The 25,476-nt window shown below is 65.4% G+C and carries 26 protein-coding genes and 1 riboswitch; of the genes, 17 read left to right on the forward strand and 9 right to left on the reverse strand.

Annotation, left to right across the window (positions count from 1 at the left end):
• The gene (erpA, locus tag E6C48_RS06815) at window positions 1–348 is read right to left on the reverse strand and encodes an iron-sulfur cluster insertion protein ErpA (protein ID WP_136355396.1); all 348 of its coding nucleotides are present in this window, start codon (window positions 346–348) and stop codon (window positions 1–3) included.
• A gap of 80 nt (window positions 349–428) precedes the next feature.
• On the opposite strand from erpA, the gene E6C48_RS06820 reads away from it, so the two are divergent.
• From E6C48_RS06820 to tatC, 10 genes are all read left to right on the forward strand, one after another.
• A complete protein-coding gene (locus E6C48_RS06820) occupies window positions 429–926 on the forward strand; it encodes a GNAT family N-acetyltransferase (RefSeq protein WP_136355398.1) in 498 nt (165 codons plus the stop codon).
• An 11-nt stretch (window positions 927–937) separates the two neighbouring features.
• A complete protein-coding gene (locus tag E6C48_RS06825; RefSeq protein WP_136355400.1) occupies window positions 938–2,161 on the forward strand; it encodes a deoxyguanosinetriphosphate triphosphohydrolase in 1,224 nt (407 codons plus the stop codon).
• An 82-nt stretch (window positions 2,162–2,243) separates the two neighbouring features.
• The gene (gene argS / locus E6C48_RS06830) at window positions 2,244–4,001 is read left to right on the forward strand and encodes an arginine--tRNA ligase (RefSeq protein ID WP_136355402.1); all 1,758 of its coding nucleotides are present in this window, start codon (window positions 2,244–2,246) and stop codon (window positions 3,999–4,001) included.
• 103 nt (window positions 4,002–4,104) lie between these two features.
• Window positions 4,105–7,023 carry an SPOR domain-containing protein gene (locus tag E6C48_RS06835; RefSeq protein WP_136355405.1) on the forward strand — a complete coding sequence of 973 codons (2,919 nt, stop codon included), beginning with the start codon at window positions 4,105–4,107 and terminating at the stop codon, window positions 7,021–7,023.
• A gap of 122 nt (window positions 7,024–7,145) precedes the next feature.
• Complete coding sequence (nagZ, locus tag E6C48_RS06840; protein WP_136355407.1) at window positions 7,146–8,162, forward strand: beta-N-acetylhexosaminidase; 1,017 nt, start codon at window positions 7,146–7,148, stop codon at window positions 8,160–8,162.
• Window positions 8,163–8,259: 97 nt separating this feature from the next.
• Complete coding sequence (locus E6C48_RS06845) at window positions 8,260–9,057, forward strand: segregation and condensation protein A (RefSeq protein ID WP_136355409.1); 798 nt, start codon at window positions 8,260–8,262, stop codon at window positions 9,055–9,057.
• The gene (scpB, locus tag E6C48_RS06850; RefSeq protein WP_136355411.1) at window positions 9,054–9,788 is read left to right on the forward strand and encodes an SMC-Scp complex subunit ScpB; all 735 of its coding nucleotides are present in this window, start codon (window positions 9,054–9,056) and stop codon (window positions 9,786–9,788) included. The genes E6C48_RS06845 and scpB overlap by 4 nt, the downstream gene beginning before the upstream one ends.
• Window positions 9,789–9,925: 137 nt before the next feature.
• Window positions 9,926–10,156 carry a twin-arginine translocase TatA/TatE family subunit gene (locus E6C48_RS06855; RefSeq protein ID WP_136355413.1) on the forward strand — a complete coding sequence of 77 codons (231 nt, stop codon included), beginning with the start codon at window positions 9,926–9,928 and terminating at the stop codon, window positions 10,154–10,156.
• Window positions 10,157–10,188: 32 nt separating this feature from the next.
• Window positions 10,189–10,920 carry a Sec-independent protein translocase protein TatB gene (gene tatB / locus E6C48_RS06860; RefSeq protein ID WP_136355415.1) on the forward strand — a complete coding sequence of 244 codons (732 nt, stop codon included), beginning with the start codon at window positions 10,189–10,191 and terminating at the stop codon, window positions 10,918–10,920.
• On the forward strand, window positions 10,917–11,765 hold the full coding sequence (tatC, locus tag E6C48_RS06865; protein ID WP_136355417.1) for a twin-arginine translocase subunit TatC: 849 nt from the start codon (window positions 10,917–10,919) through the stop codon (window positions 11,763–11,765). The genes tatB and tatC overlap by 4 nt, the downstream gene beginning before the upstream one ends.
• 83 nt (window positions 11,766–11,848) lie before the next feature.
• Here the strand turns inward: tatC and E6C48_RS06870 are convergent, their stop codons facing one another.
• The 3 genes from E6C48_RS06870 to E6C48_RS06880 form a co-directional block, all read right to left on the reverse strand.
• Window positions 11,849–12,163 (reverse strand): antibiotic biosynthesis monooxygenase family protein, encoded by a 315-nt coding sequence (locus E6C48_RS06870; RefSeq protein ID WP_136355419.1) that lies wholly within the window; start codon window positions 12,161–12,163, stop codon window positions 11,849–11,851.
• A gap of 95 nt (window positions 12,164–12,258) precedes the next feature.
• Complete coding sequence (locus tag E6C48_RS06875; RefSeq protein ID WP_136355421.1) at window positions 12,259–12,693, reverse strand: hypothetical protein; 435 nt, start codon at window positions 12,691–12,693, stop codon at window positions 12,259–12,261.
• A gap of 7 nt (window positions 12,694–12,700) precedes the next feature.
• Window positions 12,701–14,941: a TonB-dependent hemoglobin/transferrin/lactoferrin family receptor gene (locus E6C48_RS06880; protein WP_136355423.1), complete on the reverse strand. Its 2,241-nt coding sequence runs from the start codon at window positions 14,939–14,941 to the stop codon at window positions 12,701–12,703.
• Window positions 14,942–15,143: 202 nt separating this feature from the next.
• Between E6C48_RS06880 and hemP the strand changes: the two genes are divergently transcribed.
• The 5 genes from hemP to E6C48_RS06905 all read left to right on the forward strand — a co-directional run bounded on the left by hemP (window position 15,144) and on the right by E6C48_RS06905 (window position 19,375).
• Entirely contained in the window at window positions 15,144–15,353 is a 210-nt protein-coding gene (gene hemP / locus E6C48_RS06885) for a hemin uptake protein HemP (RefSeq protein ID WP_136355425.1), read from the forward strand.
• A 50-nt stretch (window positions 15,354–15,403) separates the two neighbouring features.
• A complete protein-coding gene (locus E6C48_RS06890) occupies window positions 15,404–16,462 on the forward strand; it encodes a hemin-degrading factor (RefSeq protein WP_136355427.1) in 1,059 nt (352 codons plus the stop codon).
• 14 nt (window positions 16,463–16,476) lie between these two features.
• Window positions 16,477–17,370: a heme/hemin ABC transporter substrate-binding protein gene (locus tag E6C48_RS06895; protein WP_136355429.1), complete on the forward strand. Its 894-nt coding sequence runs from the start codon at window positions 16,477–16,479 to the stop codon at window positions 17,368–17,370.
• Window positions 17,371–17,400: 30 nt separating this feature from the next.
• Entirely contained in the window at window positions 17,401–18,513 is a 1,113-nt protein-coding gene (locus E6C48_RS06900; RefSeq protein ID WP_136355432.1) for a FecCD family ABC transporter permease, read from the forward strand.
• 67 nt (window positions 18,514–18,580) lie between these two features.
• Window positions 18,581–19,375, forward strand: a complete 795-nt coding sequence (locus E6C48_RS06905; RefSeq protein WP_136355434.1) for a heme ABC transporter ATP-binding protein — start codon at window positions 18,581–18,583, stop codon at window positions 19,373–19,375.
• A gap of 23 nt (window positions 19,376–19,398) precedes the next feature.
• Here the strand turns inward: E6C48_RS06905 and rirA are convergent, their stop codons facing one another.
• Window positions 19,399–19,857 (reverse strand): iron-responsive transcriptional regulator RirA, encoded by a 459-nt coding sequence (rirA, locus tag E6C48_RS06910; protein ID WP_136355436.1) that lies wholly within the window; start codon window positions 19,855–19,857, stop codon window positions 19,399–19,401.
• 250 nt (window positions 19,858–20,107) lie between these two features.
• Here rirA and E6C48_RS06915 point away from each other — a divergent pair, with 250 nt between their 5' ends.
• Complete coding sequence (locus tag E6C48_RS06915; protein WP_136355438.1) at window positions 20,108–20,695, forward strand: GNAT family N-acetyltransferase; 588 nt, start codon at window positions 20,108–20,110, stop codon at window positions 20,693–20,695.
• A 77-nt stretch (window positions 20,696–20,772) separates the two neighbouring features.
• On the opposite strand, the gene E6C48_RS06920 is transcribed toward E6C48_RS06915, so the two are convergent.
• From E6C48_RS06920 to E6C48_RS06935, 4 genes are all read right to left on the reverse strand, one after another.
• Window positions 20,773–21,966 (reverse strand): hypothetical protein, encoded by a 1,194-nt coding sequence (locus E6C48_RS06920; protein ID WP_136355440.1) that lies wholly within the window; start codon window positions 21,964–21,966, stop codon window positions 20,773–20,775.
• Between the two features lie 260 nt (window positions 21,967–22,226).
• Window positions 22,227–22,691 carry a 6,7-dimethyl-8-ribityllumazine synthase gene (locus E6C48_RS06925; protein WP_269142506.1) on the reverse strand — a complete coding sequence of 155 codons (465 nt, stop codon included), beginning with the start codon at window positions 22,689–22,691 and terminating at the stop codon, window positions 22,227–22,229.
• A 51-nt stretch (window positions 22,692–22,742) separates the two neighbouring features.
• Window positions 22,743–22,885: riboswitch (FMN riboswitch) on the reverse strand.
• A 58-nt stretch (window positions 22,886–22,943) separates the two neighbouring features.
• On the reverse strand, window positions 22,944–23,774 hold the full coding sequence (locus E6C48_RS06930) for a universal stress protein (RefSeq protein ID WP_136355444.1): 831 nt from the start codon (window positions 23,772–23,774) through the stop codon (window positions 22,944–22,946).
• Between the two features lie 93 nt (window positions 23,775–23,867).
• The gene (locus E6C48_RS06935) at window positions 23,868–24,608 is read right to left on the reverse strand and encodes a competence/damage-inducible protein A (protein WP_136355446.1); all 741 of its coding nucleotides are present in this window, start codon (window positions 24,606–24,608) and stop codon (window positions 23,868–23,870) included.
• Window positions 24,609–24,789: 181 nt separating this feature from the next.
• On the opposite strand from E6C48_RS06935, the gene wrbA reads away from it, so the two are divergent.
• On the forward strand, window positions 24,790–25,389 hold the full coding sequence (gene wrbA, locus E6C48_RS06940) for an NAD(P)H:quinone oxidoreductase type IV (protein WP_136355448.1): 600 nt from the start codon (window positions 24,790–24,792) through the stop codon (window positions 25,387–25,389).
• Window positions 25,390–25,476: the final 87 nt, after the last annotated feature.

The raw sequence follows: 25,476 nt of genomic DNA on the forward strand, positions 1-25,476 counted from the left end.
TCAGATGGAGAAGCTGGTGCCGCAGCCGCAGGAGGCGACGGCGTTCGGATTCTTGATCTGGAAAGACTGGCCCATCAGGTCGTCGACGAAATCGACCACCGAGCCGCCCATATAGACGAGCGACAGGTCATCGATCAGAAGCGTCGCGCCGTCCTTCTCGATGGCGACATCGTCGTCGTTGCGGCCATCCACGAGATCGAATCGGTAGGAGAATCCGGAGCAGCCGCCACCCTCGACGGCGACGCGCAGCGCCGTCTTGCCGGGCTCGGCGGCGACGATCCGGGCAATCCGCTTCGCCGCGGCTTCGGTCATTTCTACGGTCGTGGTGGTCTTGGCGCCGGCATCCATTGCGCTCACCTTGCGTTGTGCTTGCCATGATAGGTATGAAGCGACAGCGGCCAAGTCAACGGCCGCCGAAGGAGGTGGCGATGATCCAGATCAGGGCCATGACCGAGCGGGATGTCGAGGCGGTCTCGCGGCTGCTGGGTGCTTCCTGGCGCCGCACCTATTCGACGATCCTGGGATCGGAGACGACCGCGCGCGAATCCGATGCCCGCCATGCGCCGCAACGGCTTGCCGCGGAACTCGCCGACCCCGACAAGACATCCTTCGTGGCCGAGCGGCGGGACAAGTCGCTTGCCGGCTATGCGCTGGCCAGCATGGATGAGGCCGGCGACGTCACGCTCGACCGCCTGCATCTCGATCCGTCCGAGTTCGGCACCGGCCTGGCGGTTGACCTGCTGCATGCTGTTCTGGCCTTCCATGCCGGCATCCCCAGCATCGCGGTGGAGGTGATCGAGGGCAACGACAGGGCTCTGGCTTTCTACCGCAAGCACGGCTTCGAGGTCGTCCAGCGCCAGGACGCCTCGCACGAGGCGGACGGCCATTCGTCCGTCATCCTGCGCAAGCTGCTGCCGCGAGCCTGATTGCGATTTGAATGGAAGACGGGGGCAGGGATCTCGGCGACATCGGCTTCGGCTACAGGCCGCGCGCGGCCTATGCCTGCGATCCGGCGCGTTCGCGCGGGCGGCTGTTCGCCGAGCCCGAAAGCCCGACGCGCACGCCTTTTCAGCGCGACCGCGACCGCATCATCCATTCCACCGCTTTCCGCCGGCTGAAGCACAAGACGCAGGTCTTCGTCGCGCACGAGGGCGACCACTATCGCACGCGGCTCACTCATACCATCGAGGTGGCGCAGATCGCGCGTGCGCTGGCCCGAGCGCTCAGGGTGGACGAGGACCTCGCAGAGGCGGTGGCGCTGGTGCACGATTTCGGCCACACGCCCTTCGGCCACACCGGCGAAGACGCGCTGAACGAGAAGATGGCGGCCTGGGGCGGCTTCGACCATAACGCCCAGTCGTTGCGCATCGTCACGCGGTTGGAGCACCGTTATGCCGACTTCGACGGGCTGAACCTGACATGGGAAACACTGGAAGGGCTGGTCAAGCACAATGGCCCGCTGACGGATGCGGCGGGCAGGGGGCTGGCCGGCCCGGTGCCGCCGTCCATCCGCAACTACAACGAGCTGCACGACCTCGAGCTCGCGAGCTTTGCCAGCATAGAGGCCCAGTGCGCAGCACTCGCCGACGACATCGCCTACGACACGCACGATATCGACGACGGCCTGCGTTCCGGCCTGCTGACGCTGGACATGCTGGAGGAGCTAGCGCTGCCGGGCGCGATCCTGAAAGCCGTTCGCGAACGCTATCCCCACCTCGATCCCGTCCGCACCGGGCACGAGCTGATGCGGCGCCAGATCACGGCGATGGTCGAGGACGTGATCGCCGAGGCTTCCGCCCGGCTGGCTTGCATCGCCCCGCAATTTCCGAATGACGCGCGCGCCGCAGGCGAGCCCATCGTTGCCTTCTCGCCGGCCATGGCGGCGAAGGAGAAGGAACTGAAGGCCTTTCTCTACGGCCACCTCTATCGCCATCCGGAGGTGATGCGCGTGCGCGCCGACGCCGAGCAGGTGGTGAAGGACCTGTTCGACGCCTATTACGCCGATCCACGCGCCATGCCCGAAGGCTGGCGCGAGGGGCTGGACCGGGCAGAGGATCGCATCAAGGCGCGTTCGGTGTCCGATTTCCTCGCCGGCATGACCGACACCTATGCCCTCAAGGAGCACCGCCGCCTGTTTGACCGCACACCGGATTTGAGCTAGGGCGAGCCGAAACCACGAAAAACGTGAAAATCACGCCCGAAACGTGAAATTTTACGTGTTTTCCGTTCTACGAAAGCCCGTCATGAACATTTTCGCCGACTTCACTGCGCGGATCACCAAGGCCGTCGAAGCGCTTGATTTGAAAGACAAGGAGGGCGCCGCGCCTGATCTGTCGCGCATTGCCGTCGAGCCGCCGCGCGACGCCAGCCACGGCGACCTCGCCACCAATGCGGCAATGGTATTGGCAAAGCCCACCGGCCAGAACCCGCGCGCGCTGGCCGAAAAGATCGCCGCCGCACTTCGCGGCGACGCCGATATCGCGTCCGCTGAGATCGCCGGCCCGGGCTTCGTCAATCTCAGGCTCACCGAGCGCTTCTGGCAGGCGCATCTGGTCGACATTCTGGACGCCGGGCGTGACTTCGGTCGCTCGACCGTCGGCAAGGGCCACAGCACCAACGTCGAGTACGTTTCCGCCAATCCGACAGGTCCCATGCATGTCGGCCATTGCCGCGGCGCGGTGGTCGGCGACACGCTGGCCAACCTTCTGGCCTTCGCCGGCTATGCGGTGGTGAAGGAATACGTCATCAACGATGCCGGCGTGCAGATCGACGTGCTCGGCCGCTCGGTGATGCTGCGCTATCGCGAGGCGCTGGGCGACGACATCGGCGAGATCCCGGCCGGCCTCTATCCGGGCGACTATCTCGTGCCCGTCGGCGAGGCCTTGGCGAAGGAATTCGGCCGCTCGCTGCTGCAAATGCCGGACGACGAGGCGCTCGCCATCGTCAAGGATCGCACCATCGACGCCATGATGGTGATGATCAAGGCCGACCTAGCGCTGCTCAACGTCCATCACGACGTCTTCTTCTCCGAGCGGACGCTGCACGCCGACAACGCCAAGGCGATCCGCGCGGCCATCGCCGATCTCACGATGAAAGGCCACATCTACAAGGGCAAGCTGCCACCGCCGAAGGGTGAGAAGCCCGATGACTGGGAGGATCGCGAGCAGACGCTGTTCCGTTCCACCGAGGTCGGCGACGACATGGACCGGCCGCTGGTCAAGTCGGACGGCTCCTTCACCTATTTTGCCGCCGACGTTGCCTATCTGAAGGACAAGGTGAACCGCGGCTTCGACGAACTGATCTATGTGCTCGGCGCGGACCATGGCGGCTACGTCAAGCGGCTGGAGGCTCTGGCGCGCGCCGTCACCGGCGGTCGCGTCAAGCTCACCGTGCTCCTGTGCCAGCTGGTGAAGCTGTTCCGCGATGGCGAGCCGGTGCGCATGTCGAAGCGCTCGGGCGATTTCATCACGCTGCGCGAGGTGGTGGAGGAGGTGGGGCGCGACCCGGTGCGCTTTATGATGCTCTACCGCAAGAGCGACGCGCCGCTGGATTTCGACTTCGCCAAGGTGACCGAGCAATCGAAGGACAATCCGGTGTTCTATGTGCAGTACGCCTCGGCGCGCTGCCATTCGGTGTTCCGCCAGGCCGGCGAGCAGTTTCCGGGCGAAACGTTCGACCGGGCCGCGTTGAAGGACGCCGTGGCTGGCCTGACGGACGAGGGCGAAATCGGCCTTATCCGCAAGCTCGCCGAGTACCCCCGGCTGATCGAACAGGCGGCTCTTGCGCAGGAGCCGCACCGGCTGGCATTCTACCTCTACGACTTGGCGAGCGCCTTCCATGCACACTGGAACCGGGGCACGGAGAATCCCGGCTTACGTTTTGTTAAGGTTAACGACCGACAATCGACTTATGCCAGGCTGGGTCTGGTGCAGGCTGTTGCGGACGTTTTGACGTCCGGCCTGACGCTGATAGGGGCCGACGCCCCGACCGAGATGCGTTAGGCTTTACTAAAAAACCTGCCACCTTTCGCCCACATTGGCTTGGTAAGGGCCAACCCTTCGCGACGTCGCTGGCGCGCGGACGAGTACGAGTTCGGGAACGATTATGGCAGACAGAAACCAGCTGAAAGTCGCCGATCATCATGGCATAGCCGATGACGATCCCTTTGCGGAACTGACCCGTATCATGGGTTTCGATCCGCGCGAGCCGGTTCGCCCGCAGACGCCGGTCCAGGCCGTTCCCGCCGAGGCGGCGGATGACGCCTTTGGCATCGACCTCGAAAAGGAATTGATGGGCGAGCTTGCCGGGTTCGACGACGAGCCCGTCGCTGCGCCTGCGGCCATCGAGCCGCAGGTGGACGCGCAGGCGTCGCAGGTGGAGTGGGATTCCGCCCCGACCGCAGCGGTCGAAGCTGCCGCCGGCGACGGTTTCGATCTCGATGCCGCCATGGACGAGCACGTCGCCGCATCGCTGCATGAGGATTTCAGCGTCGAGGACGAGATCGAGCAGGCCGCCGAGTACGAGGCCTATGTCCAGCCTGAATCCGAGGACGCTACTGACGAGCAGGCGCTGGCGGACGAAAACGCATTCGGCGACGTGACGGCGGAAGACTTCAGCGCCGCGCCGCAGAACGCAGACACGGCCGGGGACGATGGCTATGCCGTCGCCGCCGAAGCTGCGCCGGCCACAGGGCAGGGCGCGTCCGACAACGATTTCGCCGCCTACTTCGATGGCGCCATGGCCGACGTGGACATGGATTTCGCCGCCCGTCCGGTTGAATCGGAAGCGGTCGCGCAGCCTGTCCACGACGACGTGGTCAAGCTGGATGACGCGCTCGGCGCTGTCGGCGAGGAATATCGCGAGGCCGTCGACGAGCCGGCTTTCGAACACGTCGCCGAACAGCCCGCTTTCGAGGAGACGGCCTACGAGCCCGAGCCGGTGTCGGCCTACGAGCCCGAGCCCGTGGCGACTTACGAACCCGAGCCTGTTGCTGCCGCCTATGTAGACGACCAGCCGGTTGCCGACGAATCTTCGGTGCAGGATATCGATTTCCGCGGTGCCTTCGACGAGCACTTCGCGGCTGATCCCGTTGCGGAAGCGCCCCAGCCTGTCGCGGCCGAACAGTCGCAGCCGGCCCCGGCCTTGCACGAGAGCACGCTGGAAGACGAACTGAATGCGCTGTTGAACCGTATGACGGCGCGCCCGGCTGCTTCCGAGCCGGCAATCGCGGCCGTGAGCGAGGCTGCTACCCAGGCAGCCGAGGAGCCGCCCGTGTCGCATCACGAACACGACCCGGAAGCCCTTGACGCGGCGTTGCTGGCCGACCTCCAGGCTCTGGATTTCGACGACATCGCCGCTGACGCGCACGAGCAGGAGGCGGCCACCGCTCCCGCCGCCGAATCGAACTGGACGTGGAGCCGTGGCACGCCGCTTGCCCAGACGCCGGTCGCCGAGCCCCGCGCCGCCGCGCCCGAACCAGCGTCCGATTGGCAGGGGATGGCGCAGCAGCCCTACACTTACGGCGTACAGACGGCCGCGCCGGTCGCAAGCGTAGAGCCTGCTGCACCCGCCGCCGCGCCGCGTTCCGAGATGCCGGACGTGGAGACGGTGGACGTGCCGGAACGCGTTGTGGCGCTGGCCGACGATCTTGATCTTCCCGAATTGTCCTTCGAGCAGGATGAACCCGAGTCCGTCGCCTACGACGATCTCGACGCGGAATTCTCCGGCCTGATCGGCACCATGGCGGCTCCCGAGCCGGAGCCCGTCGCGCCGCGTGCGGCCGCTTATGAAGACGATCCCTATGTCGGCGGCGCACACGCGCAGTATGAGGCGCCGGCCTATGCCGCGGCAGCTGCGGTGGCGGCATCCGCCGGCAGCAAGGCCGCGGAGTTCGGCCCGGCAGGTTTCGCCGCCAGCCGGCCGCGCGCCGGTCACGATCCTCTTCCCGTCGGCGAGTTGGACTACGATCCCGACCTCGACGAAGTGAACACCGTCCCGGATGTTGCGGAAGGCGTCGGGCGACCACGCAACCGCGTTCTTCTGGCGGCCGCCGTCATCGGCGCCGTGGCGATCGTCGGCGGCATAGGTGCCTTCGCCCTGTCGCCAGGCAGCGGCGGCAGCGATGCGCCGGCCATCGTCAAGGCCGACAACCAGCCGATCAAGGTGAAGCCGGAGAACCCCGGCGGCACCGTCATTCCCAACCAGGACAACAAGGTCTACGAGGCAGTCAATGGCGTGAAAGCGGCCGATCCGAAGCAAGAGAAGCTGGTGACGGACGCCCAGGAGCCGATGGACGTAACGCAGTCGGCGGGCGGTCAGCCGGAAAGCCGGGTGGTAGACCTGTCGCCGGATAGTGATGCCGGGCCGGCTGTGCCCGCACCGAAATCGGAAGACCGCATCGAGCAGGCGGCCGCTCCCGAAGCCGACGCTGGCAACAAGGAAACCGCGCTGGTGACGCCGCGCAAGGTGCGCACCATGGTCGTCAAGCCCGACGGCTCGCTGGTGCCGCGCGAGGAGCAGGCGCCCGCCAAGGTCGCCGCGACCGAACCGGCCGATCCGGCGCCGCAGCATGTCGATACGTCGGGCGACCAGACGGGCGCCGTGCCGGCCGCCGCCGCCAACGAGCCGGCGGCAGCCGAAAGCGCGGCCCCGGCGCAGTCCTCGGCCACGCCCAAGGTGGCGCCGGTCGCCCCGCAGCGTCCCTCCGACCAGCCCGTCGACATCGTCGGCGAGGTCAAGCCGGACCAGGTCGCGGCACTCGATCAGGGCGCGCCGGCTGCCGGTTCATGGTCGATGCAGATCGCCTCGCAGCCGACCGCCGAGAGCGCCCAGGCGAGCTACAAGGACCTTGCCCGCCGCTATGCCAGCGTGCTCGACGGCCACACCGCCAGCATCGTCAAGGCCGAGATCGCCGGCAAGGGCACCTTCTATCGCGTGCGCGTGCCGGCACAGTCGCGCAACGACGCCATCAAGCTGTGCGAAAGCTACAAAGCCGCCGGCGGCAACTGCTTCGTCTCGAAGTAACGGCGGCTTCAGCCCAATCGGAAAACGGCGCGGCTTCCCGCGCCGTTTTCGCTTTTTGTGGAGCCGACTGTGCTCCGTGCCGCCCGATTCCCTTTGGTCCCGCAACATTCTAGAGTCCGCATATGAGCGAATCACAATCCCTTGTCCTCGGCTGCGCCGGAAAATCGCTGACCCGCGAGGAGGTTTCCTTCTATCGCAGCGAGATGCCGTGGGGCTTCATCCTGTTTGCCCGCAATATCGGCGAGCCTGAGCAGATCCGCGACCTCGTCGCCCATCTGCGCGATTGCGTCGGCTGGCACGCGCCGGTCTTCATCGACCAGGAGGGCGGCCGGGTGCAGCGCCTGCGCCCGCCGCTGGCGCCGAATTATCCGGCGGCGGGCGCGCTCGGCGCGCTCTATCGCGACAGCGAGGAAGACGGCCTGCGCGCCGCCTGGCTCATGGCGCGCCTGCATGCCTTCGACCTTGCCCGCTACGGTATCGATGCGGACTGCCTGCCGGTGCTCGACGTGCCGGTGGAAGGTGCCAACGACGTCATCGGCCAGCGCGCCTACGACCGCGAGCCGAAGATCGTCGCCACGCTCGGCCGCGCCAGCGCCGAGGGGCTGATGGCTGGCGGCCTGCTGCCGGTGATGAAGCACATGCCCGGCCATGGCCGGGCCACCGCCGACACGCATCTGGAACTGCCGACCGTCACCGCCTCGCTGAAGGCGTTGATGAACCACGATTTCGCCCCGTTCCAGGCGTTGAACGACCTGCCGGCGGCGATGACCGCGCATGTCGTCTATCAGGTGATCGATCCGGCGAACCCCGCCACCACCTCCGGCAAGGTGGTGGACGAGGTCATTCGCGGCGAGATCGGCTTCGATGGGCTGCTGATCAGCGACGACACCTCGATGAAGGCACTTTCTGGGGATTTCCGCACAAAGGCCGCCTCCATCCTTGCGGCGGGCGTTGATATCGTCCTTCACTGCAACGGCGTCATGGAGGAGATGCGGGGCATCGTTTCCGGCGCCAAACCGTTGCAGGGCAAGGCGCTGGAGCGGGCGACAAGGGCGCTGGCGGTCATCGGCGGCGGGGACGACAGTAAGGAAAGCGAATTGCGCGAGGAGTTCGCGCAGTATTTCGAAGCGGTCGCTTGAGGGTGTAGCAGCCCCGGCCGCAACAGGCGGAAACGGACAGGTGGCACAGGCAGCGGAGACGAAAGGCGGAACGGGCGGAGCGGGCAAGGCCGCTCCCATGGATCGTCTTTGGGCCGAGAACGAGGAGACCCGCGCCACCAGCGAGCCGTCGCTGGTTGTCGACGTCGACGGCTTCGAAGGGCCGCTCGACTTGCTTTTGCATCTTGCCCGCAACCAGAAGGTCGATCTGGCGCGCATTTCGGTGCTGGCGCTGGCCGAGCAGTATCTTGCCTTCATCGGCAAGGTGAGGGCGATGCGGCTGGAACTGGCTGCCGACTATCTGGTCATGGCGGCCTGGCTGGCCTTCCTGAAATCGAAGCTCCTGATCCCTAAGCAACCGGGCGAGGAAGGCGAGAGCGGCGAGGAACTGGCGGCGGTGCTGCAATTCCGCCTGCGCCGGCTGGAGGCCATGCGCGATGCCGCCGCCCGGCTGGTGAACCGCAACCGGCTCGGCCGCGACGTCTTCCAGCGCGGCATGCCGGAAATGGTCATCGTCGAGAAGCGCAACGAATTCTCCGCCACGCTCTACGACCTGCTCACCGCTTATGCGTCGCAGCGCCAGCGCCAGGCGATCTCCAACGTCACCATCGCCAAGCGTGGCGTCTGGTCGCTCAAGATGGCGCGTACGATGCTGTCGCGGCTGATCGGCACGAGCGCTGATTGGACGGCGCTGGACGCCTTCCTGATCGAGTATCTGGCGAGCCCGGAGGAAAAGCGCACGGCGATGGCCTCGTCATTCGCCGCGACGCTGGAACTGGTCCGAGAGGGCAGCCTGGAAGTGCGTCAGGAAGAGGTGTTCGCGCCGATCTACCTGCGCGGGCGCCAGCGCGTGAAAGCAGTCGAGGTTGCACGATGAGCGAAAGCGTCAACGCGTCGGTCATTCCCTTCGTCATCGGCGACGACGGCGAGGCCGTCCGCAATCCGGCCGAGCGCCTGCATCTGGCCGAAGCCGTTCGCATGGCCGAAGCCATCGTTTTCGCCAGCGCCGAGCCGGTCAGCGAAAAGCAGCTTGCCCAGCGCCTGCCGGAAGGCGTCGACGTGCCGGCGGCGATGGCCGAACTGCACAAGATCTACGAGCGGCGCGGCGTCAACCTCGTGCGTGTCGGCGACGCCTGGGCCTTCCGCACCGCCGGCGATCTAGCCTTCCTGATGAGCCGCGACGCCGTGCAGCAGAGAAAGCTGTCGCGGGCCGCGCTCGAGGTCCTGGCCATCATCGCCTACCATCAGCCCGTCACCCGCGCCGAGATCGAGGACATCCGCGGCGTCGAGACCTCGAAGGGCACGCTGGATACGCTCCTGGAGACGGAATGGGTGAGGATGCGCGGTCGCCGCAAGACGCCTGGCCGCCCTGTCACCTACGGCACGACGGAAAATTTCCTCGACCATTTCGCGCTGGAGGAAATCCGCGACCTGCCGGGCATCGAGGAACTGAAGGGCGCCGGCCTCTTGTCGGCACGCATGCCGTCCAATTTCTCCATTCCCCTGCCGCCGGCCGATCCCGATGAACTGACCGAGGACGAGGATCCGCTGACCGATATCGACCTGGAGGAACTCGGCCTTTTGACGCCGAAAGTCACCGAAGAATGATCGCCGACCGGGACGCTTGCCTTAACCACGCCGAACGCCTGCGTCATTTCGGTACGTTGGGCGATGCGGTTGTGTTTGAAACCGGAAGCGAAAACGCATAGATCAACATCTGGGAACAGTTCTGAGAGAGAGTGACAATGGGTTCGTTTTCGATTTGGCATTGGCTGATCGTTCTGGTGATCGTGCTTCTTGTGTTCGGCCGCGGTAAGATTCCCGAGTTGATGGGGGACATGGCCAAGGGCATCAAGAGCTTCAAGAAGGGCATGGCCGACGACGACGAGGCCGATGATGCCGCCGACAAGGCCCGCACCGTCGAACATCGCGCCGACGAAACGGTTTCGGCGCGCGAAAAGGCGACCAAAAGCTGATTTTCGTTCGCCTTTAAGCGGGTAGCAGCGTCATGTTCGAGGTCGGCTGGACCGAGATGCTGGTGATTGCGGTCGTCATGATCGTGGTCGTCGGGCCTAAGGATTTGCCCAACATGCTGCGCACCATGGGCCGCATGACGGCGAAGATGCGCGGCATGGCGAACGATTTTCGCCGCCAGTTCGACGAGGCGCTGAAGGAAGCCGAGCTTGACGACGTCAAGAAGTCGGTGGATTCGCTGCGCAGCCTCAATCCGGCGACCGAGATCAGGAAGCAGCTCAATCCCTTCGAGAAGGCGGCTGCCGACGTGCGTGCCGGGCTCGACCAGGCGATGAAGCCGAAGCCTGCGCCCGAACCGAAGGTCGCAGAGGCCGACGCCCCCGCCGAACCCGCCGAGCCGCTGAAGAACGGCGCGACGGAGATGCCGGGCGTCACCGGGCCAGACACCATGCCGCCCGCGCCGGCGATCGCTTCGGCAACGGCGGACGCCACTACAAAGGCCACGCCGGCCATAAAGGCGAAAACCGCAACGAAACCCGCGAAGGCGCCAGCGGCGAAGCCGGGCAAGAGCGCGGCTCCCGCCACGGGTAAGGTAGCAAAATCGCCCGCGAAGGTCGCTGCTCCCAAGGCCGCGGCAACTGGGAAGGCCGTTGCGAGTGCGCCGGCAGCCAAGGTTGCCAGGCCGGCGGCAGCAGGGAAGGCGGCTGCTGTGTCCAAGGCTGCGAAGCCGGGTAAGGCAGCTTCGCGCAAGAGGGCCGGCTCGTGAGCATCACCGAACGCGATCGCGATGAGATCGACAAGTCGTCGGCGCCGCTGATCGAGCATCTGATCGAGCTGCGCCGCCGGCTGATCTGGTCGATCGCCGGCTTCTTCATCGCTTTCCTCGCCTGTTTCTTCCTCGCCAAGCGGCTGTTCAACCTGCTCGTCATCCCCTTCAAATGGGCGACGCAATGGGCCGGGTTGGACCCTTCCAAGGTCGAGCTGATCTATACCGCGCCGCAGGAATTCTTCTTCACGCAGGTCAAGCTCGCCGCTTTCGGCGGCATGGTCATCGCCTTTCCGCTGATCGCCACGCAGATCTACAAGTTCATCGCCCCCGGCCTCTACAAGAACGAGCGGAACGCCTTCCTGCCGTTCCTGATTGCGTCGCCGATCCTGTTCTTGATGGGCGCGGCGCTGGTCTACTTCTTCTTCACGCCGATGGTGATGTGGTTCTTCCTGTCCATGCAGCAGGTCGGCGGCGGCGGCGACGTGCAGATTTCGCTGCTGCCCAAGGTGTCGGAATATCTCAGCCTCATCATGACGCTGATCTTCTCCTTCGGCCTGGTGTTCCAGTTGCCGGTGGTGACCAGCCTGATGACGCGCGTCGGGCTGTTGTCCTCGCAGGCGCTGAAGGACAAGCGCAAATGGGCGATCGTCATCGCCTTCGTCGTGGCGGCCGTGCTGACGCCACCCGATCCGATGAGCCAGATCGGCCTGGCTCTACCCACCATCATCCTCTACGAGGTGTCGATCTGGTCGGCGAAGCTGATCGAGCGCAGCCGCGAGCAGGCCACCAAGGCGGAAACCGAAGACAAATCGGACGAATCGCCCTCCCAGCCGTCGGCCTAGACATAGTTTCATGAAAAAACCTCCCGGCGGGTCCGCCGGGAGGTTTCTTTTCGTCTGCCCTGCAAACGTGCCGGGCGGAGGCTTCAGGCTCCTTCGACGATCGAAAAGCCCTCGAATTGCGGGTGGCCCAGATAGTGGACCTTGCCGGAACCGGCATTGCGGTGGGCAGCCCGGAAGTTCTCCGATTTCGTCCAGGCGATGAAGTCGTCCTGCGTGGCCCAAAGCGTATGCGAGGCGAACAGCGTGTAGCCTTCCTCCTCGTTGACGGGGCCGCGCAGCAGATGGAATTCCTTGAAGCCGGTCATCTGCGAAAGCGAGGAATCGCGGCTCTTCCAAACGTTTTCGAAGGCATCTTCCGATCCCTTCTGCACCTTGAAACGGTTCATGGCTATGAACATTGGCTTTCCTTTCTGGGGTGGGTTGGAGAACAATCGTCCAGCCGCCGTCGCAGGCCGAACGGTAGAATAAAGGGTCGGCTTGGCGCGCCGTCTGTTCAGACGCCGAAGGTGATGCCGGCGCGCGTCGAGGTCTTCAGGCCGCGCATGCAGGCCGTCGGCTCGATGCCGGAACCGGCGCATTCGGTGGCAGCATTGACGAGGACCCGGCTCACCTTGGTGCAATCGGTGCCGGCGAGATCGAAGCGCGTCACCTTGGTCTTGCCGGCCGGCAGACCCTTGAAGTCCAGCACTGTCAGGCGCTCGACCACGCCGGCCTCGTTGAACAGCGCAATCTCGAACGCCGCCTTGGAAAGGGCGGCGCCGAGATCGTTAGTCACCACGAAGGTCAGGCGGCAGCCCTTGTCAGAGGGCTGCGCGCCGTTGAGTTCCAGCGAAAGCGCAGGGGCGGGCTTTGCCGCCTCCTGCGCCGCCGCCCCCGAGCAAAGCACTGTCGCTACGGCTGCCGAAAGAACAAAGGTTGCCGTCTTCATGGTCGTGTCAGCCTCCGAATCGCACCGTCGCCGCAAGCTTCACCGACACGCCCGGCTCGTAGATGGTGCTGGTCGCCGTGGCGTTGAGCGGGTTGGCGTACTTCTCGTCGAAGATGTTGTCGACGCGGAAGTCGAACTTGAGATTCTCGTTTGCCTTGTAGCTGGCGAAGGCGTTGACCAGCGTGTAGTCCCTGGCCGCGTCGTTGCCCTTCGGCTTGCCGTTGTGCTGCACCTCGCCGCCGACCGTCAGCCTGTCCTCGAGGAAGCGGAAGCCGAGCTGTGCGGTCACCTGCGAGGAAGGGATGGTCGTCAGGTCTTCGCGCAGGCCGTCATAAGACACCGTGTGGCCGTCGATGATCGAGGCCGAAAGGCCGGCGAAGCCCCAGCTCGCGTCGTAAACGCTCTCGAATTCGAAGCCGCGGATCCTGGCGCTCGCGTAGTTCTGGTACTGGTAGCACGAGTACGTGTAGGAGCCGGGCTGCAGTCCCGGGATATAGGGGCAGCCGGGAGCGCCAGCCGCGATATCGTCGTTCCCCTGAATATAGTCATCGACGTTGTTGTTGAAGTACGCGGCCTTCATGCGCAGCGCATCACCAGCCTCAATGACGCCGTCGGCCTTATAGTTGACGCCCAGTTCCCAAGTCTTACCGGTTTCGGGCTTCAGGTTCGGGTTCGGCAGGAACGGGAAGGTGACACCGCTCGGGTGCATACCGTTCATCAGCGTTTCGGTGATCGACGGCGAGCGGTAGCCCTCGGCATAGGTGCCGTAGAACTGCAAACCATCCAGCCCGGCGGACTCGAAGGGCGTCACGCCGACGGTGATGCGCGGCGACAGGCGGTCGCCGGAGCTTTCGGCCGTGGCGCTGTCGAGGCTGTAGCTGTCGTAGCGCAGGCCGGCGATCACCTCCAGCCACTCCCAGCTCATCTTGTCCTGGACGTAGAGGCCGCTCACGCGCCGCTTGCCCGACGGCGTGTAGGTGTCCTGGCCGCCGGACGGGTCCAGCGTCACCATGTCGTCGCTCACCCAGTCGCCGCCATAGGTCAGCTCGTGGCCGAGCGTCCCCGTCTCGAAGCGAGAGGTGTTCCAGATGTCGAAGCTCAGCGTTTCGAGGTCGTAGGTGGTCCGCGAGCCGGCGGGAATGGTGGTCGGACGCCCGGTGACCGGGTCGTATTGCCCGCCGAGCGTCCTGAGATAGGTCCGTTCCAGATCGGTCTTGCCGTAGGAGGTGTTGATGTGGAGGTCTAGCCAGCTCCTGTCTTCGTCCGTCAGGTTGTAGCGGGCGGTGAAGGTGTTCTGGCGCATGTCGAGATCGGACGTCGGGACGCCGCCGCTGATCTCGCTCCAGCCGTCGCTGGAGCCGACCCAGCCGAGCTTCAGCTCGCTGTTCTCGCTCGGCCGCACGGTGGCCTTGAGCAGGCCGCCGAGCACGTCGAAGGCGGAGCCCGCGACCCTGTTGCCGTCGCCGTCCTTGTAGTCGCCGTAGTCGCGATAGACGATGTTGCCCAGCACGTCGAAGTCGGGGCTCAAGCGATAGGCGCCGGTGGCGCTGGTGGTCCAGCCGGAGCCGTTCGTTTCGTAGCGGCCGGTCACCGAGGTGGCCCAGGTCTCTTCCGGCTTGAGAAAGTTCGTCGCGTCCTTGGTGTCGAAGAAGACGACGCCGCCGATGGCGCCCGAGCCGTAGGTGTTGGCGACCGGACCGCGGATCACGTCCACGGACTGGATCAGTTCGGGGTCGATCCAGAAGGTCGACGATGTGCCGTGGCCGGAGCGGTTGAAGTCCTGCCGGGCGCCGTCGACGATCACCTGCACGCGGCCGAAGTCCTGCAGGCCGCGGATGTTGACGCTGGAGGCGGTGCGCTTGGCGTCGGACTGTACGGTCAGGCCCGGCACGCCGAAGAACACGTCGTTCACGCTGGTCGCTAGGCGCCGGTCGATCTGTTCTTGGTCGACGTGGCTGGATGACGACAGCGATTCGATCGCCGTTTCGCCGGTACGGCTGAGCAGCAGGATCTTGTCGAGCAGCGTTTCGCCGGAGGCGCCTGTCTTGCCTTCGGCCTGCTGCTCTTCCTGCGTCTGCTGCTCCGTATTTGTCTGCTGCGCGTGAGCGAGAGACGCCGACAACGAAGCCGTCGCCACGCCCGCCAACAGAATGCTGATGCTCTTTAGTGTCCGCCACTTTGCGCCGCTATCGCCGGCGCAACCCTCGAAACGATCCGCGGGCACCTCGCCCCCAACCGCCAAGCCCATGATTCAACTCCAAATTCTGTGTTGAATGCTGGCTGGCGTTGCCGCTTGCTCGCATTTTTCATCTCATCCGGCATCTTAAATGTTGACTCATTTAGTCCGGTATTGCACTGACTAGTAAACATGATTATCCGAGTCAACAAATGAATCGGCGATCATCCCCGGCGTCGCGGGCAGCGGCGCGAGATGGATCAGGAGCCTGACGATGAACACGCACAACCCTGACGAATTCCGCTATCGCTTCCGCCGCGCCGAGACGCACACGCCCATGCGGTCGGAACGCATGCCGCTGTCGCCTCGCACGCTGTCATCCAATTCGCTGTTCCAGGGCGAACACGAGATCGGCATCGAGCATCATGGCGCGCTCTACCGGCTCAAGATCACCCGGCAGGGCAAGCTCATCCTCAACAAATAGGGCCATAGCCAGCCGATACGAACGATTGTTGCCAGCGAACAGGTGTGACCATGGATCGGAATGTGAAGCCCACAGCGCAGGAAATCAGATCGGCGCGATCGCAGAATCCCAAGATGCGGGAGCGCGATCTGGCCCTGCAACTGGGCATTTCGGAAGCCGACCTGGTCGCGGCGCATTGCGGTGACGGCGTGCGGCGCATCGAGCCGCGCGTTCGCGAATTGCTCGACGAACTGCCGGCGCTCGGCGAGGTGATGACGCTGACCCGCAACGACAGCGCCGTGCATGAGACGATTGGCACGTTCGGCGAGGTGCGGGCGAGCCCGCACGCCGCTGCCGTGTTTGGCGACAATATCGACCTTCGGGTCTTCTACGAGCACTGGGTGCACGGCTTCGCCGTCGAGAAACGCGACGGCGACGCCATTCGCCGCAGCCTGCAATTCTTCGACGCCGGCGGCGAGGCGGTGCACAAGATTCATCTGCGTCCGGCATCGGACGTGGCTGCCTACGAAACGCTGGTCGACCGCCATCTGTCGGCCGACCAGTCACCGGTCGTGCGGACCGAAACCGTCGCCGAGGAGGAAGGAATCGCGATTGATGCCTTTTCGCGGCGGGACGAGTTGCGCGCGCGTTGGGGCAGCATGACCGACGTTCACCAGTTCTACGGCATGCTCAAGGATCTCGGCGTTTCGCGCCATGTCGCGGTGCGTTCCGTGGGCGAGGAATATGCCTGGCCGGTCGATCGCGAGGCCATCGGCACGCTGTTGCCGCGGGCGGCTGCGGCGCAGACGCCGATCATGTGCTTCGTCGGCAGTCGTGGCTGCGCTCAGATCTACACGGGGCCTGTCAGCGAACTGAAGACGATGGGCCCGTGGCTCAACGTGCTGGACGAAACCTTCCACCTGCACTTGCGTACCGACCATATCGCCGAGGTGTGGGCTCTGCGGCGGCCGATCAGGGAAGGGCATCTGACGACGATCGATGCCTATGATGCGCAAGGGCGGCTGATCATCCAGTTCTTCGGCAAGCGTCGCGAAGGCGAGGATGAGCGCCAGGACTGGCGTTCGCTGGCCGAAAGCCTGCCGCGCCTGCCCGGCTCGGTCGCGGCCTGAGCGGACGTGGACGCATGAACGCCGTGGTTTGCAGCTTTGTGCGCCGGTCGCTGCTCGGTGCGGTTCTGGTCTTCGGCGCCGCCTCCGCAGCGGCGGCGGCGGAAGACGGCGATGTCTTCGCCGATTCGTCGCGCATCGCCTCCATCGGCGGTTCGCTGACCGAAATCGTCTATGCGCTCGGCCAGCAGGAGCATCTGGTGGCACGCGATTCCACCAGCCTTTATCCGCAGGAAGCGCTCAAGCTTCCCGATGTCGGCTACATGCGCCAGCTGTCGCCGGAAGGCGTGCTGTCGGTCAATCCGTCGGGAATCCTGGCGCTGCAAGGCAGCGGCCCGAAGGAAGCGGTCGAGGTTTTGAAGAAGGCCAGCGTGCCCTATGTCGAGGTGCCCGAGACCTTCGACCATGAGGGAATCCTTGCCAAGATCCGTGCCGTCGGCAAGGCGTTCGGCGTTGACGACAGGGCGGCGGCGCTGGCAATGGAAGTCGACGCCAAGCTGAAGGCGGCCGAGCAACTCACGGCGGCGGTCAAGCAGCGCAAGCGCGTGCTGTTCATCCTGTCCATGCAGGGTGGCAAGATCCTGGCTTCCGGCGGCGACACCGCGGCCGACGGCATCGTCAAACTGGCCGGCGGCGTCAATGCCATCGAAGGCTTTACCGGCTACAAGCAGCTTTCGGACGAGGCCGCCGTCACCGCCGCGCCCGATGTCATCCTGATGATGGATCATGCCGGCCCCGCCGTATCCGACGAGGAACTGTTCGCCAACGCGGCCATTTCCCAGACACCGGCCGGTGCCGCCCGCAAGGTCATCCGCATGGACGGCGGCTATCTGCTGGGCTTCGGCCCGCGCACCGCCGACGCCGTCCACGACCTTGCCGTGGCGCTCTACGGCGCCGACCTCGGCCAGTGAACGCGAATCCGGTTTGAACGAGGCTGAGCGATGGCGGATCAATCGATCGCCGGCCCGTCCGGCATGACCAGGCTCGCCAGGGGCGGCGAGGACGGCGACCGCGCGGCGCGCGCGCGGCTGGCCATTGTGCTGCTGGCCGTTATGCTTGGCGCGGCCATGCTTTTCAGCCTGACCTCGGGGGCGTCGGACGCCTCTGCTTGGGCTGTCTTGCGCGATTGGGTCTCGGGTGCTGTCGCCGATGGTTCGGCGACCGATATGCGCACCCGCGTCATCATCCAGGACATCCGCCTGCCGCGGGTCGTGATGGGGGTTCTGGTCGGCGCTTCGTTGGCGGTCTCCGGCGCGGTCATGCAGGGCCTGTTCCGCAACCCGCTGGCTGATCCCGGCCTGATCGGCATTTCGGCTGGAGCCAGCCTCGGCGCCGTCGCCGTCATCGTGCTCGGCGCCACGATGCTGGCGCCGCTGGTGGCGCTGCTGGGGCCGATGGCACTGCCGCTGGCGGCCTTCGTCGGCGGTCTGGTCGCCACGCTCATCCTCTATCGCATCGCCACGCGGCAAGGCCGCACTTCGGTGGCGACCATGCTGCTCGCCGGCATCGCGCTGGCGGCGCTCGCCATGGCGCTGACGGGCGTCCTGGTCTACATGGCCGACGACCGGCAGTTGCGCGACCTGACCTTCTGGCAGCTTGGCTCGCTGGCCGGCGCCACCTGGCAGAAGATCGGCACCGCCGGTCCGGTGATCGTGGCGGCGCTCGCGGCGACACCCTTCCTGGCACGCGGCCTCAACGCGCTGGCGCTGGGGGAGGCGACGGCCGGCCATCTCGGCATTCCCGTGCAGCGGCTGAAATACGTCGCGATCATCTCGGTCTCGGCTGCGGTGGGAGCGGCTGTGGCCGTCAGCGGCGGCATCGGCTTCGTCGGCATCGTCGTGCCGCACCTGCTGAGGCTGGCCATCGGCCCGGACAACCGCTATCTGCTGCCGGCTTCCGCGCTGTTCGGCGCCGCCATGCTGCTCGTTGCCGATGCCGTCTGCCGCACCATCGTCGCGCCCGCCGAACTGCCCATCGGCATCATCACGGCGGCGGTGGGCGGGCCGTTCTTCCTGTGGATCCTCCTGCGCAAGCGCGGCATCGTCGATCTCTAAGAGCAAGTCCAGCAAAAGTGGAAGCCGGTTTTGCGTTCGGGATTGCGACAAGAAAGATGAGTCCGATATGATCGAGGCGAAAGAGGTTTCGGTTTTCATCGGCCGCCGGCGCATCGTCGCCGACGTCGCTTTCACGGCGAGGCCGGGTGAGGTAACAGCCATCGTCGGTCCCAACGGCTCCGGCAAGACGACGCTGCTCAAGGCCCTGTCGGGCGAACTGCCTTATGAAGGCCGCATTGCCGTCAACGGCCGCGACCTCGCCGCCATGAAGCCGGCCGAGGCGGCAAGCCTGCGCGCCGTGCTGCCGCAGGCGACGAGCCTGGCCTTTCCCTTCACCGTGCGCGAGATCGTCCGGCTCGGCCTGCTCGGCGGCCGTTCCGGCGCGCTGGCGGGCGAGAGCGAGCGCTTGCCGGAGCGTGCGCTGGCGAAGGTCGATCTCGACGGCTTCGCCGGCCGTTTCTATCAGGAGCTTTCCGGCGGCGAGCAGCAGCGCGTGCAGCTTGCCCGGGTGCTGTGCCAGGTCTGGGCACCGGTTCTGGAGGGCGTTCCGCGCTATCTCCTGCTGGACGAGCCGGTCTCCAGCCTCGACATCCGCCACCAGCTCACCATCATGGATATCGCCCGCGACTTCGCCCGCCGCGGCGGCGGCGTGGTGGCGGTGCTGCACGACCTCAACCTGACGGCCATGTATGCCGACCACATCCATGTGATGCAGGGAGGCCGGCAGGCCGCATCCGGCGCGCCGCAAGAGGTGCTGGTCGATCCGCTGCTGGAGAAGGTTTTCGGCTGCAGGCTGAGGGTCGGCGCCGTACCGCCCAGCGGCGCGCCTTTCGTGCTGCCGCAGTCGGCGGCGGTGTCCTGACATTCCTTGGAAACCGGCCGTGCTTAAGCCGCCGGTGCGTGGCCTTCCAGCATGTCTATGCCGAGCAGGTTGCGCATGCCCGGGCGTGCCGCCACCAGGTCGGCGATGGTGTGGCGTCCGAGTACCTCGAAGAAGGCGTTGAGCGCTTCGCGCAGGGCCGCGTTCAGCGAGCAGCTGTCGACTAGCGGGCAGTCAGTATCGCTCTCGAAGCATTCGGCCATGGCGAAGCTTTCCTCCGTCACGCGCACTACGTCGAACAAGGTGATGTCCTCGGCCGGGCGGCCGAGCCTGACGCCGCCGTGGCGCCCGCGCACCGTCTGGATGAGGCCGTTTTCCACCAGCGGCTGCAGGATCTTGAACAGGAACAGTTCCGACACCGAATAGGCGGCGGCGATCTCGGGAATGCGGCTCAGCCGATCGTTATTCGCCGTGCAATACATAAGGATGCGTATCGCGTAGTTGGTCTGGCGGGTGAGTCGCATAAGACGGGTCCTTGAAATTCACCCGACGAATATGGCCCATACCTTGGAACAATTCCAGACAAGCTGTGCCGGATAGGTGATTTTTTCTGTCATCTTTCGGTGATCGGCGGCAGAAACCTCGAGAGCCGACCGTTTTCGCCCCGGTTTCGCTTTCCCTTCCGTTATGCGCGTGCGCCTTGCAATTCATGCTGCGCTGCACAATATTAGGCACAGCACGACTCGAGGGAGGAGACCCCACGAGGAGTTCGACATGGACGACCGTCTTCACCTTGCCGCGCCCCCGATCGGGCCGGTTCCGCTTACGGGCACGATCCGCCAGCTCAGGCCTTCCGATCTGCCACGTTTTCGCGACCATCTCCTGCGTCTCGACGCAGTCAGCCGCCGCGACCGTTTCAACGGCGCCATCAGCGATGTTTTCGTCGCCGCCTATGCCGACCGTTCCTTCGCCGAAGGCACGACGGTGATCGGCTATGTCGAAGGCGACGAGGTTCTGGGCGCCGCCGAATTGCACGAGCGGCCAGAGGAAGCCGAACCGACCGCCGAGATCGCCTTCAGCGTCGAGCGCCATCTCCAGCATCGCGGGCTGGGCGGGCGATTGTTCGCGCGGCTGATCCAGCAGGCGAGGGGGTTCGGCTACACCCGCCTGTTCGTCACCACCCATGCCGATAACCGCGCCATGAAGGCGCTGGCCCGGCGCTTCGATGCGGCCTTGACCTTCGCCGAAGGCGAGACGGTCGGCGTCATCCACCTCGAACCGGCGGCGGAAGAGGATTTTTTTCCCGTTCCGCGACGCCTAGTGCCGGTAGGCCCGATACCGGCAAGAAGGGCGTTCGCGTAGGAAAATAACCGGCACGGAATCAAAAAGGCCGCATCGAACCTCGATGCAGCCTTTTCCGTTTTTCCGGGCAGTCCGGATCAGTTCTCGTTGGCGGTGACCGTGAGGCCCAGCGTCTTGGGCAGTTCCAGCGGGTTCGACATGCCGTTCGCCATCAGGAGCGCGAAGGGCACCGGCGAGGCCGGCTCGGCGGCGATCTCGAGGCTCTTGGGGTCGTCGAGGAACTTGCTCACCGCCGCTGTTACCTGCGCCGTCAGTTCGGGATTGTTGAGCTGCGCCATGCCGAAGGGCACGATCGCCTTGGCCTGGTTGGCGATGTCCTTGGCCGACATGCCCTGCTGCTTGCCGACATATTCGAGCACCTTGTTGGTCAGCGAATCATCGTCGAAACGGATCGAGGCGCCGTTGAAGGTGAGCTGCTGCAACAAGCCCAGCATCGCCATGCCCTCGGCGGAACTGTCGGCGCCCTCGGGCTTTTCGGCCATCTTCTTCTGCATCTCCTGCAGCGACTTGACGAAATCCATCGTGTAGCCGCTGATGTCGAAGGTCATGCCGAAGGTGCCGGCATTGTCCACGGTGATGTCGTACTGCGACAGCTGCATCTTGCCGTCGGACGGCTGCCAGGAACCGGCGACCTGCATGTCGCCGGAGATGGTCTGGTAGCCGAGCGCCTCGATGACCGCCTTCGACTTCGGGTCTTCCACCAGCGAAAGGTCGCCGGTGAACTTCGCGGCGCTGCCGGTGAACTCCAGCGCCTTGCCGTCGGCCGGCGGGGTCACCTCGACGCTGAGCGTGTCGAGCGTGAAGGCCGGCTTGTCGCCTACCTTGACGGTCATGTTGGCGAGCTCGGCCGATTTGTACATGAGGATGCCGGCCAGCGGATCGGTGCTGCCCTCGGCCGGAATGGTCAGGCCGTGCATCATGAAGGGGCTGATATCGACCGAAATGCCGTCCTCGGTGCGCGAAAATGCCTGCGTGGAGACGGTCTCGATCGCGTAGCCGCCGTTCTCCTCGCTGACACCCTCGAGGGTGACGTTGCCGATCGGCAGGGCGTCCTTTTCCGCCGCCGGCTTGATGGTGACGCCTTCCATCACCATGGAGGACGCGTCGCCCGAAATGCCGCTCCAGGCGAGATCGACGCCCTGGTTCGCCATCAGCGCCTTGAGCCGGTCCGCGACGGCGGTGGTGTCCTGCGCGAAGGCCACGTTGAGCGGCAGGGCGAACAAGAGGCCCGAGAAGGCGAGCTTGGAAAGGGTCGAGCGGTGGATCGTCATCGCGGGCTCCGAAATAGGCCTGAGTATATGTTGATTTGCTGTATGCCCTTCACGTCTCCGTGAAGAACTGGACCGGAAAAAGGCGATCGCCGCCACAATGGCAGCAAACCGCCGAAAAAGGCAATCGGCACGGCTACGCCCACACCGTGGTCTGTCGCAAACGCCGTGCCGTCCCATCCTGGGGCGATAGCCGCCCAATGTAACGGCAGGATGCCGGGAGAGGCGGTCGAGGTTTCCGGAGCGGACCCCGCCTTTGGCGGTTAAGCTGCCGCCAGCATCGCCCGCGTCTTGCCGATGACAAGGGCAGCCTGCGCGGCCTCACGTCCCTTCTTGACGAAATGGGAGCGGAAGATCTGCGTATGGTGCTCCGTTTCCTGGTAGTTATGCGGCGTCAGCGACACCGACAGCACCGGCACGCCGGTGTCCATGCCGGCCCGCATCAACCCGTCCACCACCGCCTGGGCGACGAAGTCGTGGCGGTAGATGCCGCCGTCGACGACGAAGGCGGCCGCCGCGACCGCCGCATAGCGGCCGGAAGCAGCGAGGTCGCGCGCCAGCAGCGGCATTTCGAAAGCGCCGGGCACGTCGAACACGTCGACCTGCTCACGCGGGATCAGTTCGAGGAAACCGTCGAGCGAGCGGTCGACGATATCGGCGTGCCAGCCGGCTTTGATGAAGGCATAGCGGGTGTGTGTCATCGTAATCACCTTTCTCGTAACGGACACGTCACCCAAGGCGATCACGGCTGTTCCGCCGGCAGGCTGCCGCCCGGAACTGCACGTTCTCTTTCATCCGGACTATACCGTCGGCCCAGGCATCGCACCTGGTCTGCTGACCCTTCCTGCGGAAGGCGCTCGCGGGCTCGCGGCTCGCACCGCATACCGCCGGTGGGGAGTTTCGCCCCGCCCTGAGAACGGCGAATAGATAGCGACGCCATAGCGGGCAGGCAAGGGGCGTGGATTGGTCCTGCCGCACCCTCAGCGCGAAAGGAAGGCGGCCACGGTGCCGGAGCGCAGCACCGACTGCGTGACGCCGCCGAACAGGAGCCGGCGCAGCCAGGAATGGCTGTAGGCGCCGAGCACGAGGAGGTCGGCCCCGGTTTCGGTCATCCTGCTCTGGATGACATCCTCCACCGACGCGCCGTCGGCCTTGCGCACGGCGACGCTGACATTCGCGCCATGGCGCGCCAGCGCGGCGGCGATTTCGCTGCCGGCCGTGCCGTCGTCGTCCTGGTTGTCGGGCGGATCGACGACGAACACTTCCGTCTTGTCGGCGGCGAGGATGAAGGGCAGGGCGTCGAAGGCGGCGCGTGCCGCCTCGCGGGTGCCGTTCCAGGCGAGCAGCACCGTCTTGAAGGTGGTGACCACAGGTCCCGCATGCGGCACCACCAGCACGGGGCGCCCGGCGTCGTAGACCAGCGAGCCGACGTCGGCATTGCCGTCGCCGCCGCTTTCGCTCTGGGCGGCCACCACGAGATCGGCGGCGCGTACGGTCGAGATGCCCGACAACCCGCTGTCGCCGGAGAAGGTTTCCAGGCTGCGCCATTCGAAGGACAGGCCCGAACCTTCGACGCGCTTGAGGAAGAGCGCCTGCAGTTTTTCGGCGCGCTCCTTGTTCATCTCGGCCGAAACCTGCAGGAACTCGGTGTCCGGAAACCCGGTGGCGGAGGTGTAGGGAACCGGGACCGATTCGGCGTGAATGCCGACGAGATGGCTTTGAAGGCCGGTGGCGAGCGGTATGGCGCAGTCGAGCACGCGCCCGGCGTCCTGTTCGCTCTGGAGGATGGCGACGATGGTCTTGAACGACATGGCAGGCTCCCTCAACTGGCCGCGTGCCGTATCCTATCACGGCCGCCCGTATAAAACGCGCTGCTTGTCGTCACGGTTCCCGCCGTGCTTGGCTCAGCCCGCCGTGGCGAAGCGTTTCACCATCGCCTCGACGTCGGCGCGCGCGGCTTCAAGAGCCTCCTGCGTGCGGGCGCGCACCACCAGTTCGGTCCAGAATTTGCCCTCGCCGTACTTCGGATAGGAGCCGATGATGGTGTCGGGATGCGCCTTCTGGATCTCAGCCAGCGGGCCGCCGATCGTGCCTTCGCCGACCGGGCAGTGGACGGCCGCCGACAGCATCTTCGCGCCCGTCTTCAGCGTCGGCACGACGTTGTCGAGCATCGCCTGGAAGATCGACGGCACGCCCGCCATGACGTGCACGTTGCCGATGCGGAAGCCCGGCGCGGTTGAAACGGGATTGTCGATGTGGTCGGCGCCACGCGGCATGCGCGCCATGCGCTTCCTGGCCTCGGTGAACTCGATGCCGCGCTGGGCGTAGCTGTCGCCGAGCATCTTGTAGGCCTTGGCGTCGTATTCGCACGGCACGCCGAATGCCTTGGCCACCGAATCGGCGGTGATGTCGTCATGCGTGGGGCCGATGCCGCCGGTGGTGAAAACGTAGGTATAGCGGGTCCTGAGCGCATTCAGCGCCGCGACGATCTCGTCTTCCTCATCCGGCACGATGCGCACTTCCTTCAGGTCGATGCCGATGGCCGTCATGATGTCGGCCAGATGGCCGATGTTGCGGTCCTTGGTACGGCCCGAAAGGATTTCGTCGCCGATGACCATCATGGCGGCGGTGACGATATCTGGCATGGCGGTCTCCGGAAGAAGGGCAGGGCATCGACCCATACTCCCGCATCGGAACCGGGGCAATGGCATCCGATTAGTGAACAATCCGTGCTCCAGAAGATGGCTTCCGATGAACGGTGGGCACCTTAGATAGAGGTCGACGGCGCGCTTCGCGCCGACAGGTTTGCCCATCAAGGAGACTGTAATGGCAAAGGTTCTGGTTCTTTATTATTCGAGCTTCGGTCACATGGAGCAGATGGCCAAGGCGGCCGCCGAAGGCGCGCGCGAAGCCGGCGCCGAGGTCAGCTTGAAGCGCGTTCCCGAACTGGTGCCGGAAGCCGTCGCCAAGGCGTCCCATTACAAGCTGGACCAGCAGGCCGAGGTCGCCACGCCGGCCGAACTGGAGAACTACGACGCCATCATCGTCGGCTCGGCCACCCGTTACGGTGCCGTCGCCTCGCAGATGAAGAACTTCCTCGACCAGACCGGCCCGCTGTGGGCACGCGGCGCGCTGCTCGACAAGGTCGGCTCGGTTATGGTCTCGACCGCCACCCAGCACGGCGGCGCCGAACTCGCGCTGCTTTCCACTCAGGCGACGCTCCAGCATCACGGCATGATCATCGTGCCGCTGTCCTATGCCTATCAGGGCCAGATGGGCAACGACGTCGTGCGCGGCGGTGCGCCCTACGGCATGACCACGACTTCCGACGGCGACGGTTCGCGCCAGCCCTCGGCGCAGGAACTGGAAGGCGCGCATTTCCAGGGCAAGCGCGTCGCCGAGATCGCTGCCAAGCTGCACGGCTGAGTTCACGGTTGATCCGCGACGATCAGGGAAGGGCGCTCCGGCGCCCTTTCGCTTTTTTGGGGACACCGTCTTCCCGCGGTAATCCCT

This window comes from Ollibium composti, from assembly GCF_004801285.1.
Taxonomy (GTDB): Bacteria; Pseudomonadota; Alphaproteobacteria; order Rhizobiales; family Rhizobiaceae; genus Mesorhizobium; species Mesorhizobium composti.

What these genes read in the sequence shown, in the direction of transcription:
- erpA (WP_136355396.1), bottom strand. Translation starts at nt 348, where the DNA reads ATGGATGCCGGCGCCAAGACCACCACGACCGTAGAAATGACCGAAGCC.
- E6C48_RS06820 (WP_136355398.1), top strand. Translation starts at nt 429, where the DNA reads ATGATCCAGATCAGGGCCATGACCGAGCGGGATGTCGAGGCGGTCTCG.
- E6C48_RS06825 (WP_136355400.1), top strand. Translation starts at nt 938, where the DNA reads ATGGAAGACGGGGGCAGGGATCTCGGCGACATCGGCTTCGGCTACAGG.
- argS (WP_136355402.1), top strand. Translation starts at nt 2,244, where the DNA reads ATGAACATTTTCGCCGACTTCACTGCGCGGATCACCAAGGCCGTCGAA.
- E6C48_RS06835 (WP_136355405.1), top strand. Translation starts at nt 4,105, where the DNA reads ATGGCAGACAGAAACCAGCTGAAAGTCGCCGATCATCATGGCATAGCC.
- nagZ (WP_136355407.1), top strand. Translation starts at nt 7,146, where the DNA reads ATGAGCGAATCACAATCCCTTGTCCTCGGCTGCGCCGGAAAATCGCTG.
- E6C48_RS06845 (WP_136355409.1), top strand. Translation starts at nt 8,260, where the DNA reads ATGGATCGTCTTTGGGCCGAGAACGAGGAGACCCGCGCCACCAGCGAG.
- scpB (WP_136355411.1), top strand. Translation starts at nt 9,054, where the DNA reads ATGAGCGAAAGCGTCAACGCGTCGGTCATTCCCTTCGTCATCGGCGAC.
- E6C48_RS06855 (WP_136355413.1), top strand. Translation starts at nt 9,926, where the DNA reads ATGGGTTCGTTTTCGATTTGGCATTGGCTGATCGTTCTGGTGATCGTG.
- tatB (WP_136355415.1), top strand. Translation starts at nt 10,189, where the DNA reads ATGTTCGAGGTCGGCTGGACCGAGATGCTGGTGATTGCGGTCGTCATG.
- E6C48_RS06870 (WP_136355419.1), bottom strand. Translation starts at nt 12,163, where the DNA reads ATGTTCATAGCCATGAACCGTTTCAAGGTGCAGAAGGGATCGGAAGAT.
- E6C48_RS06875 (WP_136355421.1), bottom strand. Translation starts at nt 12,693, where the DNA reads ATGAAGACGGCAACCTTTGTTCTTTCGGCAGCCGTAGCGACAGTGCTT.
- E6C48_RS06880 (WP_136355423.1), bottom strand. Translation starts at nt 14,941, where the DNA reads ATGGGCTTGGCGGTTGGGGGCGAGGTGCCCGCGGATCGTTTCGAGGGT.
- hemP (WP_136355425.1), top strand. Translation starts at nt 15,144, where the DNA reads ATGAACACGCACAACCCTGACGAATTCCGCTATCGCTTCCGCCGCGCC.
- E6C48_RS06890 (WP_136355427.1), top strand. Translation starts at nt 15,404, where the DNA reads ATGGATCGGAATGTGAAGCCCACAGCGCAGGAAATCAGATCGGCGCGA.
- E6C48_RS06895 (WP_136355429.1), top strand. Translation starts at nt 16,477, where the DNA reads ATGAACGCCGTGGTTTGCAGCTTTGTGCGCCGGTCGCTGCTCGGTGCG.
- E6C48_RS06900 (WP_136355432.1), top strand. Translation starts at nt 17,401, where the DNA reads ATGGCGGATCAATCGATCGCCGGCCCGTCCGGCATGACCAGGCTCGCC.
- E6C48_RS06905 (WP_136355434.1), top strand. Translation starts at nt 18,581, where the DNA reads ATGATCGAGGCGAAAGAGGTTTCGGTTTTCATCGGCCGCCGGCGCATC.
- rirA (WP_136355436.1), bottom strand. Translation starts at nt 19,857, where the DNA reads ATGCGACTCACCCGCCAGACCAACTACGCGATACGCATCCTTATGTAT.
- E6C48_RS06915 (WP_136355438.1), top strand. Translation starts at nt 20,108, where the DNA reads ATGGACGACCGTCTTCACCTTGCCGCGCCCCCGATCGGGCCGGTTCCG.
- E6C48_RS06920 (WP_136355440.1), bottom strand. Translation starts at nt 21,966, where the DNA reads ATGACGATCCACCGCTCGACCCTTTCCAAGCTCGCCTTCTCGGGCCTC.
- E6C48_RS06930 (WP_136355444.1), bottom strand. Translation starts at nt 23,774, where the DNA reads ATGTCGTTCAAGACCATCGTCGCCATCCTCCAGAGCGAACAGGACGCC.
- E6C48_RS06935 (WP_136355446.1), bottom strand. Translation starts at nt 24,608, where the DNA reads ATGCCAGATATCGTCACCGCCGCCATGATGGTCATCGGCGACGAAATC.
- wrbA (WP_136355448.1), top strand. Translation starts at nt 24,790, where the DNA reads ATGGCAAAGGTTCTGGTTCTTTATTATTCGAGCTTCGGTCACATGGAG.